Origin of the sequence: Flintibacter faecis (assembly GCF_014287875.1) — a bacterium.
Classification (GTDB): domain Bacteria; phylum Bacillota; class Clostridia; order Oscillospirales; family Oscillospiraceae; genus Lawsonibacter; species Lawsonibacter faecis_A.
This window is the reverse complement of sequence record NZ_JACOPN010000001.1, coordinates 77,588-93,283: the sequence shown is the minus strand read 5'-3', so window position 1 is coordinate 93,283 and position 15,696 is coordinate 77,588. Positions and strand designations below refer to the sequence as shown.

The following is a 15,696-nucleotide window of genomic DNA, read 5'->3' as shown; positions in this document are numbered from 1 at the left end:
CAGCATAAGATTTTGTCAGGAAAGGGGCGGGCGGCATTGAGGAGAAAGACACTGGGGCTGCTTTTGTGGATAGCCATGGCGCTGCTGCTGACGGGCTGCCTGTTCCGTCCGCCGGACGAGCTCTATCGCCGGCCGGAGCGCTCGGCGGGCTATGACCAGCTGGCAGAGGCCATTCGCTCGGTAAAGACCGGGCTGGAGGGGCAGTTCGGCGTCGGCTGCGAGGATGCGGTCATTGTCTCCGGGGACAACACCGCCTCCATCCAGCTCCAGGACCTGGATGGGGACGGCCAGCGGGAGAGCGCCGTGGCCTTTATCCGGGTGCCCGGCGTGGAAAAATCCCTGAAAATTTATATCTTTACCGCCGTGGACGGAGACTACCAGGTCCGGGGCCTGGTGGAAGGCGACGGCTCGGCCATCTACTCGGTGGACTATGTGGACCTAAACGGCGCGGGCAGCAAGGAGCTGGTGGTGAACTGGCAGGTGAACACCGGCGTGTATCAGCTGGGGGCCTATACCCTGGACGAGCTGGAGCCCGTGGAGGACACCGCCGTCCCCGCCCAGAATCAGGCGGCGGACCAGGCCTCCCTCCGGGCCACCGAGCTGCTGCTGACCAGCTGCAGCACCGCCGTGGAGGGAGGGGCCTACTCCAGCGGCTATCGTCTGTTGGACATCGACCAGGATACCCGCACCGAGGTGGCTGTGGTCCGGCTGGATGCCGCTGCCCTCAGCGGCCAGGTGGAGCTGTACGGCTGGCGCAACGGCCGGATGGAGAGCCTGAGCACGGTGGCTCTGTCCGCCGGGATCACGGGCCTGAACCGGGTGACGGCGGGGTATCTGGCCGGAACCTATTATCCCCCCGCCCTGTACATCACCTGCGCCCAGTCTGACGGAAGCCGCACCATCGACGTGGTGGCCTATCAGGCCGGGGAGCACGAGGGGAAGATGCGCCTGGCGAACCTGGCCCTGGACGAGCATGGGGTCAGCCGGGAGCGCCTGCGGGGCATGGCGGAGCTGGGTCCCAGCGATGTCAACAACGACGTAGTGTTGGAGCTGCCCCAAGTGCGGATGCTGCCCCAGGACCGGGACCCCGGCGGGGCCAGCGCCTGGCTGGTGGACTGGTATCAGTACAGCCAGACCGGCCAGCGCAGCCGGGTGATGGGCACCTATTACAACGTGACCGACGGCTGGTTTTTGGAGATACCGGACAGCTGGGAGGGCAAAGTCACCGTCTCCCGCAGCGATGTGGTGTCCGGCCAGCGGCAGGTGGTGTTCTCCCTGTGGCAGGGGGAGAACGAGCCGGCAGTGCCCTTTTTGAGCATCTATAAACTCACCGGCAGCAACCGTGCCACCCGGGCCCAGGCAGAGGGGTTCATCACCCTGCGGGAGGAGGAGGACGTGATCTACGCCGCCCAGTTCTATGACTGCGGCTGGGATTGCGGCCTGACAGAAAACGACCTGCTGATGAAAAATTTCCAGACCATTCAGACCAGCTGGTACAGCTGAATATAGCGCTCTGAGTGGCGTTGAGAGAGGAGTGAGCTCCAGATGAGAAAGGTCCTGGTCCTGGAGGACGAGGAGAACATCCGCAGCTTTGTAGTCATCAACCTGAAGCGGGCGGGCTATACCACCATCGAGGCGGGCACCGGGGAGGACGCCCTGGCGGCCCTGAAGGAGAACCCGGACGTGAAGGTGGCCCTGCTGGATATCATGCTGCCCGGCATTGACGGCTTTGAGGTCTGCCGCCGCATCCGGGCCATGGACAACAAGATCGGCATCATCATGCTCACCGCCCGCACCCAGGAGATGGACAAGGTGACCGGCCTGATGACCGGGGCGGACGACTATGTGACCAAGCCCTTTTCCCCGGCGGAGCTCACCGCCCGGGTGGATGCCCTCTATCGCCGCACCGGCGGGGATACGGAGAGCCTGTCCGCCGACGAGATCAGCGACCCGCCCTTCCTGCTGAACACCCGCAACCGCACCCTGGAGAAAAACGGCCAGCGGGTGAAGCTGACCCAGGTGGAGTACTCCATCGTCAAGCTGTTTATGGAGAACCCGGGCAAGGCACTGGCCCGGGAGGAGATCCTGGACGCGGTGTGGGGCAAGGATTATTTCGGTGAGCTGAAGATCGTGGACGTGAACATCCGTCGTCTGCGCATCAAGATCGAGGACAACACCCAAAAGCCCATCTATATCAACACAGTCTGGGGCTATGGCTATAAATGGCGGGGATAAATCCACAGCCCTGCTGAAACATGTGGAAAATTTTTTAGAGAAGGAGGGAGCGCGGTGGCCAAAAAGACCGATTTGAATGACCAGGTAAAGATACGGGGCATCCGCAAGCGGTGGCTGCTCAACAGCATCGGCGTGGTGCTGCTGATTTTAGCCCTGGCCCTGGGCTCCTTTTTTGCCGCATTGTGGAACTATTACTATTCCAGCACGGCCAACGATTTAACAGGCCGGGCCAGTTCGGCGGCCGGGAGTTTTCGCAGCTATACCCGTACCCAGTATTGGGCGGCGGCCCAGCAGGCTGTTAGCAGCTATGAGGAGAAAAACAATCTGGAGCTGCAATTTCTGGATGCCACCGGGGCGGTGGTCTATTCGGGCAACGACCTGACCACCGGCGCCACCCCGGACACCGAGGACATCCGGGGCGCCCTGGAAAACCAGATCACCACCCACTGGATGGGCCGGGACCCCTCCACCAAGGAGCGAATCCTGGCGGCCTCCAGCCCGGTGGTCTATCAGGGGGTGACGGTGGGCGTGGTCCGATATGTGACCTCCCTGTCCGCCATCGACCGGCAGTTCATCTTCTCCATGGCGGTGATCACCGCCATCGCCGTGGCCATCTTCGCCATGGTCTATTTCTCCAACCTCTATTTCGTCCGCTCTATTGTAGAGCCCCTGGCCAGCATTACCGAGACGGCCCGGCTCATCGCCGACGGCAGTTACGGGGTGCAGATCGAGAAGAAATTCGACGATGAGATCGGCGAGCTGACCGACACCATCAACGACATGTCCATGAAGATCAAACAGTCGGAAAAGACCCAGTCGGAATTCATCTCCTCCGTCTCTCACGAGCTGCGCACTCCCCTCACCGCCATCAACGGCTGGGCGGAGACACTGCAGAGCGGCGAGCTCACCGACCCCCATGACGTGCAGAAGGGCATGGACATCATTGTTTCCGAGGCCCACCGCCTGACCAACATGGTGGAGGAGCTGCTGGAGTTCTCCCGCATCGAGGACGGGCGCTTCACCCTGTCGGTGGAGCCCCTGGACCTGAAGGCCGAGGTGGAGGACGCAGTGTATACCTATCAGAAGTTCTTCCGGCGAGAGGGCATCGAGCTGACCTATCAGGACTGCCCGGAGGAGGTGCTGCCCATCTCCGGCGACCCGGAGCGGCTGCGCCAGGTGTTCTGCAATCTGCTGGACAACGCCGCCAAGCACGGCGGCTCGGGCAAGCGCATCGATGTGTCTGTGGCCCAGGAGGGGACAGAGGCGGTGGTGCGCATCCGGGACTATGGCCCCGGCGTACCCCAGGAGGAGCTGCCCTTCATCAAAAACAAGTTTTATAAGGGCACGTCCAAGGCCCGGGGCTCCGGCATCGGCCTGGCGGTGTGCGAGGAGATCGTCACCCGCCACGAGGGCGTGCTGGACATCGGCAATGCCCAGGGGGGCGGCTGCGCCGTCACCATCCGCCTGCCCATCGAGGCGTGACCCGCTCCGGCGGAGCGCCGGAACATAGTAAGGAGACCATTCATGCTGCAAAACCAGACAAAAGAGAATAAACAGGGCCGAAATACCGCCTTCAAGACCATGTGCGGCGGTCAGGCCCTGATCGAAGGCATTATGATGCGGGGCCCAAAGAAACAGGCCGTGGTGGTGCGCAAGCCCGACGGCCAGCTGGAGACCCAGGTGAAGGACCTGCGCTTTATCAAGGACCGCTATCCCGTTTTAGGGCTGCCCTTTCTCCGGGGTGTTGTGAACTTTGCCGACTCCATGTACAACGGGGTCACCGCCCTGATGTACTCGGCAGAGTTTTTCCCCGAGGACGGGGAGAGCGGGGAGGAAGAGGAGGAGTCTAAGCTGGAGCAGTGGCTGGAACAGCACTTGGGCAGCGAAAAGGCCACCTCGGTCATCACCACCTTGGCGGTGCTGCTGGGGGTGGGGATGTCCATCGGCCTGTTCTTCCTGCTGCCCACCCTGTTGGGGGCGTTCATCGTGCTGTTCACCGACTCCATGCTGGCCCGGAACCTGGCCGAGAGCCTGCTGAAGATCGTCATTTTTGTGGGCTACCTGGCCCTGTGCTCCCGGATGAAGGAGATGAAACGGGTATTCTCCTATCACGGGGCAGAGCACAAGACCATTTTCTGCTATGAGGCGGGGCTGCCGCTGACGGTGGAAAATGTGCGCATCCAGCCCCGGCATCACCCCCGGTGCGGCACCAGCTTTTTGTTCATGGTCATCGCCATCTCTATTCTGGTGTCCACGGCGGTGTTTGCCATCTGGCCCGTACACAATGCGCTGCTGCGCTTTTTGGCCCACCTGGCCATGCTGCCGGTGATCGTGGGCATCAGCTATGAATTCAACCGCTGGGCCGGCCGCCACGACGGGCCCATCACCCGCATTCTGGTGGCCCCGGGCCTGTGGCTGCAGAATTTCACCACCTTCGAGCCGGACGACTCCATGATCGAGGTGGGTATCCACGCCCTGGAGCTGGTCCTGCCGGAGGAGAAAGGCACGGATGCGTGGTAAATAAGGCGGATCGAGAGAGGAAAGACGAGGTGGGAAGTCATGGCGACGACCTATAATAATCTGTATCTGGATGCCCGGGCCAAGTTGAAAAAGGCCGGAGTAGAGGCCGCCCAGCTGGAGGCCCGGGAGATCGTGTGCTACGCCGCCGACAAGAGCCGGGAACAGCTGTATCGGGATATGCCTCTATATGCCTCCGCCCAGCTGGAAAAGCGGGTGGAGGAGCTGGTGCAGCGGCGGCTGGCGGGGGAACCGGTGGCCTATATCATCGGGGAGTGGGAGTTCTATGGCCTGCCCCTGGACATCAGCCGGGATGTGCTCATTCCCCGCTCAGACACAGAGCTGCTGGCCGAGCGGGGCATCGCCCGGGCCCAGGAGGCCGGGGAGGGTGCCCGAGTGCTGGACCTGTGCGCCGGAAGCGGCTGCGTGGGACTGGCCATCGCCTCCCAGGTGCCGACCTGCCGGGTGGTGCTGGGCGACCTGTCCGAGGGGGCCCTGCGCACCTGCAAGCAGAATGTGCGGCGCAACGGCCTGAATGCCCGAGTCACCTGTCTCTCCGTGGATGCCCTGGACAACCCCAGCCCCGCCCTGTGGGACTTTGACGTAATCGTGTGCAACCCGCCCTATATCCCCTCCGGGGACATCGCCGGGCTGGATGCCTCCGTCCGGGACTATGAGCCGCGGATGGCTTTGGATGGGGGAGAGGACGGCCTGGACTATTACCGGGCCATCACCCCCAAGTGGAAGGCCGCCCTGCGCCTGGGCGGTGCCCTGCTGTTCGAGGTCGGGCTGGGCCAGGCCCCGGCGGTGGAGGATATCCTGGCCCAAAACGGCTATCAGGACATCCAGAGCGCCCAGGATACCCAGGGCATCTGGCGGGTGGTGGAGGGCACCGCCCGGGACTGAGTCTCCTGTCCGGTTTATGGGACAGCGTTTCGATTAAAATAAGCTGCGAAATAGATAGATATAACAGAATGGGCGGCAAGCGCCCCGGTTTTGGCGGGCCGGAAAATCTCCGGCCGGAAAGGAGAAAAGAGGATATGGCAAGCAAAAAACCGCCTTTAGAATCCCCCAGCCCCGCTGAGGATAAGAAGAAAGCACTGGAGACCTGCATGGCCCAGATCGAGCGCAACTATGGCAAGGGCTCTATCATGCGCCTGGGCGAGAACACGGGCATCGTGGTGGAGTCCATCCCCACGGGCTCTCTGTCGCTGGACATCGCCCTGGGCATCGGCGGCGTGCCTAAGGGCCGCATCATCGAGATATACGGGCCGGAGTCCTCCGGCAAGACCACCCTGGCCCTGCACATCGTGGCCGAGGCCCAGAAACGGGGGGGCGAGGTGGCCTTCATCGATGCCGAGCACGCTCTGGACCCCGCCTATGCCCAGGCATTGGGCGTGGACATCGACTCCATGCTCATCTCTCAGCCGGACACCGGCGAGCAGGGGCTGGAGATCTGCGAGGCCCTGGTGCGCTCCGGCGCACTGGACGTGGTGGTGGTGGACTCGGTGGCCGCCCTGACCCCCCGGGCCGAGATCGAGGGGGACATGGGCGACGCCCACGTGGGTCTGCTGGCCCGTCTGATGAGCCAGGCCCTGCGCAAGCTGGCCGGCTCCATCGCCAAGACCAACTGTATCGTCATCTTCATCAACCAGCTGCGGGAAAAGGTGGGCGTGATGTACGGCAACCCGGAGGTGACCACCGGCGGCCGGGCCCTGAAGTTCTATGCCTCTGTGCGCATCGACGTGCGCCGTATCGAGGGCATCAAGGTGGGCGGCGAGATCATCGGCAACCGCACCCGGGCCAAGATCGTGAAAAATAAGGTGGCGCCCCCTTTCCGGGAGGCGGAGTTTGAGATCCTCTATGGCCAGGGCATCTCCAAATGGGGGGAGATGGTGGACCTGGCGGTGAAGCTGGACATCATCCAGAAGTCCGGCTCCTGGTTCTCCATGGGCGAGCTGCGCATCGGCCAGGGCCGGGATGCCGCCCGGCAGTATTTAAAAGATAACCCCGACGTGGCCGAAAAAGTGGAGGCCGAGGTCCGGGCCAACGCCTATAAGCTTATGGGTATGAAGAGCGGCAAGGCGGACAAGCCGGAGAAGAAGTCTGCGGGCCAGGCGGTGGACGTGTCCGCCGATGACTTTATGGACGGCCCCGTGGACGAGGACTAAGCCGTGGTCATTCAGGAGCTGAAACCCTCGCAGCGGGTGCAGGGCCGCTGGCTGGCCATGGTGGAGGACGGCTCGATCCTGCGGGTGGGCCAGCAGGAGATCGCAGACTTCGCCCTGTATGCCGGCCGGGAGCTGACCGAGGAGGAGGCCGCCGCCCTGACCGCCGGCCTGCGAAGCCGCCAAATGCGGGAGCGGGCTTTGGAGCTGCTCTCCCGCAAGCCCCAGTCCCGGCGGGAGCTGACCCGAAAGCTGAATGAGTGGGGGGCCGGACCGGAGGAGGCGGATGCCGTGTGCGACCGCATGGAGGAGCTGGGCTATCTCAACGAGGCGGCCTATGCCGCGCGGATCGTGGAGGTATACTCCGCCCGGGGCTTTGGCGAAAAGAAGCTGCGGGACGAGCTGTATCGCCGGGGTGTCCCGCGGGAAGAATGGGACGAGGCTCTGGCCCGGGTGGAGGACTCTACTCAGGCCATCGACGATTTTCTGCAAAAGAAACTGACGGGGTGGACGGGGGACCGGAAGCAGCTGCAAAAGGTCACCGCCGCCCTGGCCCGCCGGGGCTTCTCCTGGTCCGATATCCGGGATGCCCTGGCCCGGTATGAGACCGGGATCGACATAGAATACGACTAAACAAAAACTAGGAGCGAAAAAACGATGCCTTATAGAATTGCCTTTGTCTCCCTGGGCTGCGCCAAAAATCTGGTGAACACCGAGCAGATGATGGCCCTGTGCCGCCAGGCGGGCCACACCATCACCGGCGAGCCCGAGGGGGCCGACGTGGCGGTGCTGAACACCTGCGGCTTTATTGAGTCGGCCAAGAGCGAGGCCATTGACAATATTTTGCAGCTGGGCCGCCTGAAAGAGGAGGGAAAGCTGAAAAAGCTGCTGGTGGCCGGCTGTCTGACCCAGCGCTATCCTGACGATATCCGCAAGGAGCTGCCCGAGGTGGACGGAATGCTGGGCACGGGGAGCTATACCGACGTAGTCGCCGCCGTGGAGGAGCTGATGGCCGGGGAGAAGGCCGAGCACTTCGCCGGCATCCACACCACCTATGAGGACGGGGAGCGCATCGTCACCACCCCGCCCTACACTGCCTATCTGAAAATCGCCGAGGGCTGCAGCAACGGCTGTGCCTTCTGCATCATCCCCAAGCTGCGGGGCCGCTACCGCAGCCGGTCTATGGACGCTTTGTTGACGGAAGCCAGAGGGCTTGCCCAGGCCGGGGTGAAGGAGCTCATCGTCATCGCCCAGGATATCACCCGCTATGGCATGGACCGGAAGGATGGCTCCAGCCTGGCAGGGCTGCTGCGGGAGCTGTGCGAGCTGGACTTCCACTGGGTCCGTCTGCACTATCTCTATCCCGAGGTCATCACCGACGAGCTCATCCAGACCATGGCCCAAAACCCCAAGATCGTCCACTATCTGGACATCCCCATCCAGCACTGCAACGACGGGATTTTAAAGGCTATGCGCCGCCACACCACCAAGGCGGACATCCAGGCTCTGTTTGCCAAGCTGCGGAACGCTATGCCCGACGTGGTGCTGCGAACCTCTCTCATCTGCGGCCTGCCCGGCGAGGGCGAGGCGGAGTTTGAGGAGCTGTGTCAGTTCCTGCGGGAGGAGAAGCTCCAGCGGGCGGGAGTATTCCAGTTTTCCCCGGAGGAGGGGACGCTGGCTGCCGCCATGGACGACCAGGTGGACCCGGACGTGGCCCAGCGCCGGGTGGAGCTGGTGGTGGATCTGCAGTCCCGGGTGATGGACGAATATAACGAGCAGCGCCTGGGCACGGTGATGGAGGTCCTGTGCGAGGGCTTTGACAGCCAGGCCGGGTGCTATGTGGGCCGGACCTATGCCGACTCGGTGGAGATCGACGGCCATGTGTACTTCACCGCAGCCGGGCTGGTGCCCGCCGGGAGCTTTGTGAATGTGCGCATCACCGGCACCATGGATGGGGACCTGACCGGAGAGATCGACGAATAAACCAGAATACACAGCGCATATATAAGCGCATAAAGGAGATTTAAGACCCATGAATACCGCCAATAAGCTGACCTTGCTGCGGGTCGTGATGATCCCGGCCTTTCTGCTGGTGCTGTATCTGCATGTGCCCGGGGCCAACTACTGGGCGCTGGCCATCTTTGCCCTGGCCAGCATCACCGACACCCTGGACGGCTACATCGCCCGGCACTATAACCAGATCACCGATTTCGGCAAGTTTATGGACCCCCTGGCGGACAAGTGTCTGGTGACGGCGGCCATGCTGTGGTTCGTGGAGATCGGCCAGATGCCAGCCTGGGCCCTGCTCATCGTCATCGTGCGGGAGTTTGCCGTATCCGGTCTGCGGATGATCGCCGCAGATAAGGGCCGGGTCATCGCCGCCGGCTGGTCCGGCAAGGTGAAAACGGCCAGCACCATGGTGTGCATCGTGCTGATGCTGCTGCCCATCGGCTATTGGGTGAACAGCATCTGCGTGGCGGTGATCGTGCTGACCACCATCTATTCCGGTGTGGAGTATTTCACCAAGAATCTGGACGTGCTGACTGCGGCAGAGTGACGGAAAACAGCCTGGAAGATCTGATGTAAGGAGTAGATGCATGGACAAGATCAAAAACGGCCCCCTGCGGGAGGCGGGCCTGCGAATGCTGGTCATCATGGTGTATTCTGTCATCGTGGCCCTGAATTTTAAAAGCTTTGTGCAGGCAGGCGACCTGTTTCCCGGCGGTTTTACCGGCCTGACCCGTCTGCTGCAGCGGTGCGCTCAGGAGTATTGGCACATCACCCTGCCCTTTGCACCGCTCAATCTGCTGTTCAATGCCATTCCTGCGGCGGTAAGTCTGAAACTGATCGGCAAACGGTTTACGATGTATTCCTGTCTGGCCATCGTGTTTTCCAGCTTTTTTACCGATATGATCCCTGCCGTCCCGGTGACGGAGGACATCCTGCTCATCTGCGTGTTCGGCGGTTTGGTCAACGGATTTGCCATCAGCCTGTGTCTGCAGGTGCGCATCACCAGCGGCGGAACTGACTTTATCGCCATCGCCCTGGCCGAGCGGAAGAACATCAATGCATGGAATTATATCTTCTGCGGCAATGTGGTCATGCTTATGGTGGCCGGTGCGCTGTTTGGCTGGGATCGGGCGCTGTACTCTATCATTTTCCAATTCGCAAGCACCCAAGTGGTGCGTATGATGGACCCGGACGGGCGGCGGATGACGCTGTTCATCGTCACCGGGCGGGAGAAGGCCGGGGGCGTGTGCGCCCAGATTCAGGACACCCGCCACACCGCCACCCTTATCGAGGGCGTGGGCCTTTATAACGGGGAGCCCTGTGTGATGATCTATTCCGTGGTGGGCAGCAACCAGCTCCGCCGCCTGACCCGCAAGGTCAAGCAGGCCGACCCCCAGGCCTTTGTAAACGTCATCCGCACGGAAAAGCTGATGGGGAATTTCTACCGGGACCCGAGGGATTAAACTATATCGTCAAACAGGAGGCGCGGCGTGGCTGTACCGAAGTTGAACAAACAGGATATTATGGATGCCCTGAAATTCATCGACGAGAAGGGTGTTCCCGAGCACAACGTGAGTACGAAATATGTGCTCGTATCGGAGGACGGGAAAACCTATCCGCCCAAGTATGTGGTGGCCGTGGCGGACCACTTGGCGAACGGGACAGATATTTCTACAGCGTCCTTTGGCAGCGAGGATGCAAGAAACTGTCTGGAGAGCATGGGCTTTTCCATTGAGACCAAGCAGCAGGAGAAGTTTGAGCAGTCCGGGGGATACCGGAATCCGTTCTCTGCCATGCTGATCGAATCCAAAAATCTGATTTTCCGAGGCGCCCCAGGCACCGGAAAGTCCTATCTGGCCAGGGAGATCGCAGCGGATATCATCAGCGACGGCTATTTTGATGATTATACGCTCCTCACGGACGAGCAGAAGAAACAGGTGGAGTTCGTCCAATTCCACCCCAGCTATGACTACTCCGACTTTGTGGAGGGGCTGAGGCCCAAGCTCAACGCCGATGGGACCATGGGATTTGCGCTGCGGGACGGCATTTTCAAAAAATTTGTGGACTGCGCCAGAAAAAATTACGAGGATTCCCAAAAGCCCAAAGAAGTGATGGAAAACGAACGCTCTGCCCAGGAGGCTATGACAGAATTTTTCTCCGACATTGAATTCGGCGTTGACACGTTCAAGACCATCAATGGGAACAAATTTACGATAACGAGCGTAGACGACAGGCATATTGATATTTCCATTCCTGGAAATGAGACAGCGAACAGGCTCACTTTGAATCTGGACGAAGTGAGAAAAATGCTGGAGTCCGGGCAGAAGTTCGAAAAGATAAAGGATGTTACAGCTTTTTTCGAAAAGACATTCGCTACACAGGGATACTCCTATGACTTTGCGATCTATAAGGCTATTCAGGCAAAGAAAACTACGGCTTCAAAGGCACAGGTAAAACAGGAAAAGCTGAAAAAGTACATCTTCATTATCGACGAGATCAACCGGGGCGAGATATCGAAAATTTTCGGAGAGCTGTTCTTTTCCATAGACCCCGGGTATCGCGGCAGGGCAGGGGAAATTTCCACCCAGTATTCCAATCTGCATGATGACCCGGATAAGAAATTCTATATCCCGGAGAATGTCTATATCATCGGGACAATGAATGACATTGACCGCTCTGTGGATAGCTTTGATTTTGCTATGCGCCGCCGCTTCCGCTTTGTGGAGCTGAAAGCGGACGAGCGCCTGGAAATGCTTGCGTCGCTGGAAGATGAGGCACTAAAGGACGAAGCGATCAGAAGGATGGCCGCCCTCAATAAAGAAATTGCCGGCGTGGAGGACCTGAACGAGCACTATCAGATTGGTGCATCCTACTTCCTGAAGTTGAAGACCCTGGATTTTGACCGGCTTTGGACCGACTATTTGCAGCCGCTCCTGCAGGAATATGTTCAGGGCATGTATGACGAGAAGGGCCTGATGGACCGTTTTGCGAAGGCTTACGGCTATCAGAGCCCCAACCCAGGTGACACCAATGAAGCTGCTGAAGATCCGGGATAATTCCCGGCAGAAGAAAGAAGCCTTTTCTCATATCGGAAAGCTGACGGACAGAATTGCGGACAAGACCTTGGAACAGCTGGAGCGGGAGGGGGTATTCCTGTTTCCCGAGGCTGTAGAAGATGCGGAGGATATGACCGAAGATCAGATGATCCTCCAGAGCATCAACGACGGCTATCGCACCGGCAATGCAATGGGGTTTCTCGGCTGGGGCGATGAGCGGCTTATCATCCGGTCCCGCTTCTGCGGCGGCGGGGAGGACTACTTTTTTCAGTATCTGTTAGACCGGGTCCTGGACTTTCCTAATATTGTGGATATGGAGACCGATGCCGACCAGGATAACCGGCTGTTTCAGTTTTTGCTGTTCCTGTTTCCCCGCTATCTCAAAGTTGCCATGCGGAAGGGCCCGTTTAAACAGTACATCCGTCGTCAATACAACGACGGGAATGTGAAAGGCACCATTGATGTGGCCAGGCATATCAAGCGGAACACGCCGTTTACCGGGAAGATTGCCTATCACCAGCGGGAGTTTTCCTTTGATAACAGCCTGATGGAGCTGGTGCGGCATACGGTGGAGTTTATCAGGGGAAAGCACTATGGGAACAGGCTGCTTGTGAAGGTGAAGGACGAGGTAAAGCGGGTCGTCGATGCCACGCCGGGGTATGCACCCTGTGACCGGCAGAAAATCATAGAACAGAACAAGAGAAACGCCGTCCGCCACGCCTATTTCCGGGAATATCTCGCCTTGCAGCGGCTGTGCCTGCTGATCCTTCAGCGACAGAAGCATCAGATCGGTTCGGGTTCCAGACAGATATACGGTGTCCTGTTTGACGGCGCATGGCTGTGGGAGGAGTATGTCAATCTGCTCATTAGGGATATCTTCTACCACCCGAGCAATAAGAGCGGCGAGGGTGCCCAGAGACTGTTTCACAGAAATGCCGGACTGATCTATCCTGATTTTATCAGCAGGGACAGCGAGAAGCGGATCATTGCCGACGCAAAATATAAGCCCATGGGCAACATCGGAAACCGGGACTATTTGCAGGTGCTGGCCTATATGTTCCGCTTTGATGCTAAGACCGGTTACTATCTATATCCCGAGGCGGAGGGGGCGGGCGACCTGAACTTGTGGATGAACCGTGGCTCAACCTATGAGGCAAATGTCGTCCCACGGGGGGATATCAGCGTTATCAAGCACGGTTTGCAGATCCCGGCAGATGCACAGAGCTATTCAGAGTTTGCTGTGTGCATGAGACAGCGGGAACGGGCGTTCGTCCGTGCGTTTACATGAACAAAGAGCAGGGTGGCCATCTGGCCGCCCTGCTTTGCTGCATCGGGGCATAAAAGAAACCAGAGAATATGCCCGGGCATATCCTCTGGTTTAGACATTTATTAGACACTGGTGTGCTAAAGTAATAGTTTTATAGAGTAAAGCGCAATTTGCAGATATTGACCAACGAAATTTCATAAAATGGGGAAAACCCGGTGGAAAACCGGCTTAGAGGTTCTCTCGCAGCAGGATCTGGTCGCTGGACTGGTACTCCTTGGCATATCGACCGGGGGTGATGCCGGTGAGGTGGCCGAAGGTGCGGATGAAATGGGAGTTGTCGGAAAAACCGGAGCGTTCCCCCGCCTGCTGCACACTAACCCCCTCCTGCAGCAGCTGCCGGGCCCGCAGCACCCGGCTGTAGATGATATACTCCATGACGGAAAAGCCGGTGGCCGCCTTGAAAATGCGGCAGAGATAGTGCTTGCTGATATAGAATTGGCTGGCGATCTGGTCCAGGGTGAGGGGGTCGGACAGGTTGTCCCGGATATAGTCCAGAATGGGGGCCACACGCAGAAAGTCCTTGTTTCGGATGGCCTCGCCGGCAGTGGCGGCGTTCAGGGCGGGGGCCACATAGACCAGCAGGTTCAGCAGAGCGGTCATCTGGTGGATGTCGCTGCCGAAGGAGCCGTCGTTTTTGTTGCGCTCCAGGGCCTGAAACAGCTCGATCAGGCCGGTCATCTCCTCTGCGTTTAGAGTGGCCCGGCGGAAGGAGTCGTGGGTCAGCTGGGTAAAATCGGTCTGGGGGGTGGACAGCTGATCCAGGGCCTTTCGGCTGATGTGCAGGATGTACCGGGCATGAAAACCGGTGGCCATGGTGCGGTGGAGGGTGTTCTCGCCGATGAGGTACAGGGTGCCCCGCTGAAGGGGATAGACCTGGTCATTGACGAAGATATTGCCCGGACTGGTCAGGGGCAGGAGAAACTCGAAATGGTCGTGAAAGTGCAGCCGGCTCATGTTCCAGGTGTCGTTGTGATTGAGTTGTAAGTGGAATTCCACGTTGGTCATAGTCAGAAACCTCCGTAACGGATGCCGGGGGAAGAACGGCGAAAAGCGGGGGGACATCTGCCCCAAATGGGGGCGATCCCGCTGTTCTCTGTTATTATAGCATGGAAGGAGAAGATATGCAAACTTTTTGCTAAATTAAAGCTAGACCCACTGGACGACCTGTGCTAAAATAAATAGCCGATAAATAGCGCGTATGCGCGGTTTTTCGTACCTTGAAAACCAGAGGAAGCAAACAAGCAAGAAAACCAAAAAACATTTTGCAACGGAGGTTTTACCATGAACAAAGTGTATTCCTTGCACGACGCGGTGGAGAAGTTCGTCGAGAGCGGCGACTGCATCTCCTTCGGCGGGTTCACCACCAACCGCAAGCCCTATGCTGCGGTGTATGAGATCCTGCGTCAGGGCCAGAAGGACTTTACCGTCTGGGCCGGTCCTGCCGGCGGCGATTGGGACATGATGATCGGCGAGGGCCGTGTGAAGGCTTATATCAACTGCTACACCGCCAACTCCGGCTACACCAACGTGTCCCGCCGGTTCCGTGCTGCCATCGAGAAGGGCCAGCTGACCTATGAGGACTACTCTCAGGACGTCCTGATGCTCCAGCTGCACGCCGCCTCCCTGGGCCTGCCCTTCCTGCCTGTGCGCCTGATGCAGGGTTCCGGTCTGGAGCAGTACTGGGGCATCAGCGAGGAGGTCCGCAAGACCCTGGAGAAGGTGGACGACAAGAAGCTGGTCCGGGTGGAGAACCCCTTCAACCCCGGCGAGCAGGTCATCGCTGTCCCCGTGCCCAAGCTGGACACCGCTATCATCCACGTGCAGAAGGCCAGCCCCGACGGCACCTGCATCATCGAGGGCGACGAGTTCCACGATGTTGACATCGCCGTGGCCGCCCGCAAGGTCATCGTGACCTGCGAGGACCTGGTCAGCGACGAGTACATCCGCCGCGATCCCACCCTGACCCGCATCTTCGGCCAGTGTGTGGATGCCGTGGTCCACTGCCCCTATGGCGCTTGGCCCTCTCAGTGCTACAACTACTACGACAACGACTCTCACGCCCTGAAGGAGTACGACAAGGCTTCTAAGTACCAGGACGGCGAGGATGCCAAGGCCCAGCTGGCCAAGGCCGCTGCCAAGGCCGAGAAGGCCGCCGCCGCCAAGCCCGAGGATGCCAAGCTGGCCGATGCCGCTGCCCGCGCCAAGAAGGCCGCCGATGATGCCGCCGCCGACGTGGCCATCCCCGAGACCTTTAAGGATTTCCTGGACAAGTGGGTCTACTCTGTCAAGGATCAGGACGAGCTGCTGGATAAAATCGGCGGTTCCCGTCTGCTGCGCCTGAAGAACGAGCCCCACCTGGGCTACTCCACCAGACACTGAGAAA

14 protein-coding genes are annotated in these 15,696 nt (G+C 59.7%); 13 read left to right on the top strand and 1 reads right to left on the bottom strand.

Going from position 1 to position 15,696, the window contains the following annotated elements; genetic code table 11:
• Positions 1-36 precede the first annotated feature (36 nt).
• The 12 genes from H8S55_RS00410 (at position 37) to H8S55_RS00355 (ending at position 13,274) form a co-directional block, all read left to right on the top strand.
• Positions 37-1,503, top strand: coding sequence for a hypothetical protein (locus H8S55_RS00410; RefSeq protein WP_186877349.1), 1,467 nt, complete (start codon positions 37-39; stop codon positions 1,501-1,503).
• A gap of 42 nt (positions 1,504-1,545) precedes the next feature.
• Positions 1,546-2,235, top strand: coding sequence for a response regulator transcription factor (locus H8S55_RS00405; RefSeq protein WP_147563424.1), 690 nt, complete (start codon positions 1,546-1,548; stop codon positions 2,233-2,235).
• Positions 2,236-2,289: 54 nt separating this feature from the next.
• Complete coding sequence (locus H8S55_RS00400) at positions 2,290-3,717, top strand: sensor histidine kinase (protein WP_186877348.1); 1,428 nt, start codon at positions 2,290-2,292, stop codon at positions 3,715-3,717.
• A gap of 42 nt (positions 3,718-3,759) precedes the next feature.
• Positions 3,760-4,755 (top strand): DUF1385 domain-containing protein, encoded by a 996-nt coding sequence (locus tag H8S55_RS00395; RefSeq protein WP_243200412.1) that lies wholly within the window; start codon positions 3,760-3,762, stop codon positions 4,753-4,755.
• A gap of 39 nt (positions 4,756-4,794) precedes the next feature.
• On the top strand, positions 4,795-5,658 hold the full coding sequence (gene prmC, locus H8S55_RS00390; protein ID WP_186877347.1) for a peptide chain release factor N(5)-glutamine methyltransferase: 864 nt from the start codon (positions 4,795-4,797) through the stop codon (positions 5,656-5,658).
• Positions 5,659-5,792: 134 nt separating this feature from the next.
• Complete coding sequence (recA, locus tag H8S55_RS00385; protein ID WP_186877346.1) at positions 5,793-6,923, top strand: recombinase RecA; 1,131 nt, start codon at positions 5,793-5,795, stop codon at positions 6,921-6,923.
• Positions 6,924-6,926: 3 nt separating this feature from the next.
• On the top strand, positions 6,927-7,553 hold the full coding sequence (locus H8S55_RS00380; protein WP_186877345.1) for a regulatory protein RecX: 627 nt from the start codon (positions 6,927-6,929) through the stop codon (positions 7,551-7,553).
• Between the two features lie 24 nt (positions 7,554-7,577).
• Positions 7,578-8,903 carry a 30S ribosomal protein S12 methylthiotransferase RimO gene (gene rimO, locus H8S55_RS00375; protein ID WP_186877344.1) on the top strand — a complete coding sequence of 442 codons (1,326 nt, stop codon included), beginning with the start codon at positions 7,578-7,580 and terminating at the stop codon, positions 8,901-8,903.
• Between the two features lie 49 nt (positions 8,904-8,952).
• Positions 8,953-9,477: a CDP-diacylglycerol--glycerol-3-phosphate 3-phosphatidyltransferase gene (gene pgsA, locus H8S55_RS00370; RefSeq protein WP_147563418.1), complete on the top strand. Its 525-nt coding sequence runs from the start codon at positions 8,953-8,955 to the stop codon at positions 9,475-9,477.
• A 40-nt stretch (positions 9,478-9,517) separates the two neighbouring features.
• A complete protein-coding gene (locus tag H8S55_RS00365; protein WP_147563417.1) occupies positions 9,518-10,393 on the top strand; it encodes a YitT family protein in 876 nt (291 codons plus the stop codon).
• 27 nt (positions 10,394-10,420) lie between these two features.
• Positions 10,421-11,986, top strand: a complete 1,566-nt coding sequence (locus H8S55_RS00360) for an McrB family protein (RefSeq protein WP_186877343.1) — start codon at positions 10,421-10,423, stop codon at positions 11,984-11,986.
• Positions 11,961-13,274 (top strand): 5-methylcytosine restriction system specificity protein McrC, encoded by a 1,314-nt coding sequence (locus H8S55_RS00355; RefSeq protein WP_186877342.1) that lies wholly within the window; start codon positions 11,961-11,963, stop codon positions 13,272-13,274. The genes H8S55_RS00360 and H8S55_RS00355 overlap by 26 nt, the downstream gene beginning before the upstream one ends.
• A gap of 207 nt (positions 13,275-13,481) precedes the next feature.
• Here H8S55_RS00355 and H8S55_RS00350 read toward each other — a convergent pair whose 3' ends face one another.
• Positions 13,482-14,318, bottom strand: a complete 837-nt coding sequence (locus H8S55_RS00350) for a helix-turn-helix transcriptional regulator (protein ID WP_186877341.1) — start codon at positions 14,316-14,318, stop codon at positions 13,482-13,484.
• Between the two features lie 276 nt (positions 14,319-14,594).
• Here H8S55_RS00350 and H8S55_RS00345 point away from each other — a divergent pair, with 276 nt between their 5' ends.
• A complete protein-coding gene (locus H8S55_RS00345; RefSeq protein WP_147563414.1) occupies positions 14,595-15,692 on the top strand; it encodes a CoA transferase subunit A in 1,098 nt (365 codons plus the stop codon).
• The last annotated feature ends 4 nt before the right edge of the window (positions 15,693-15,696 follow it).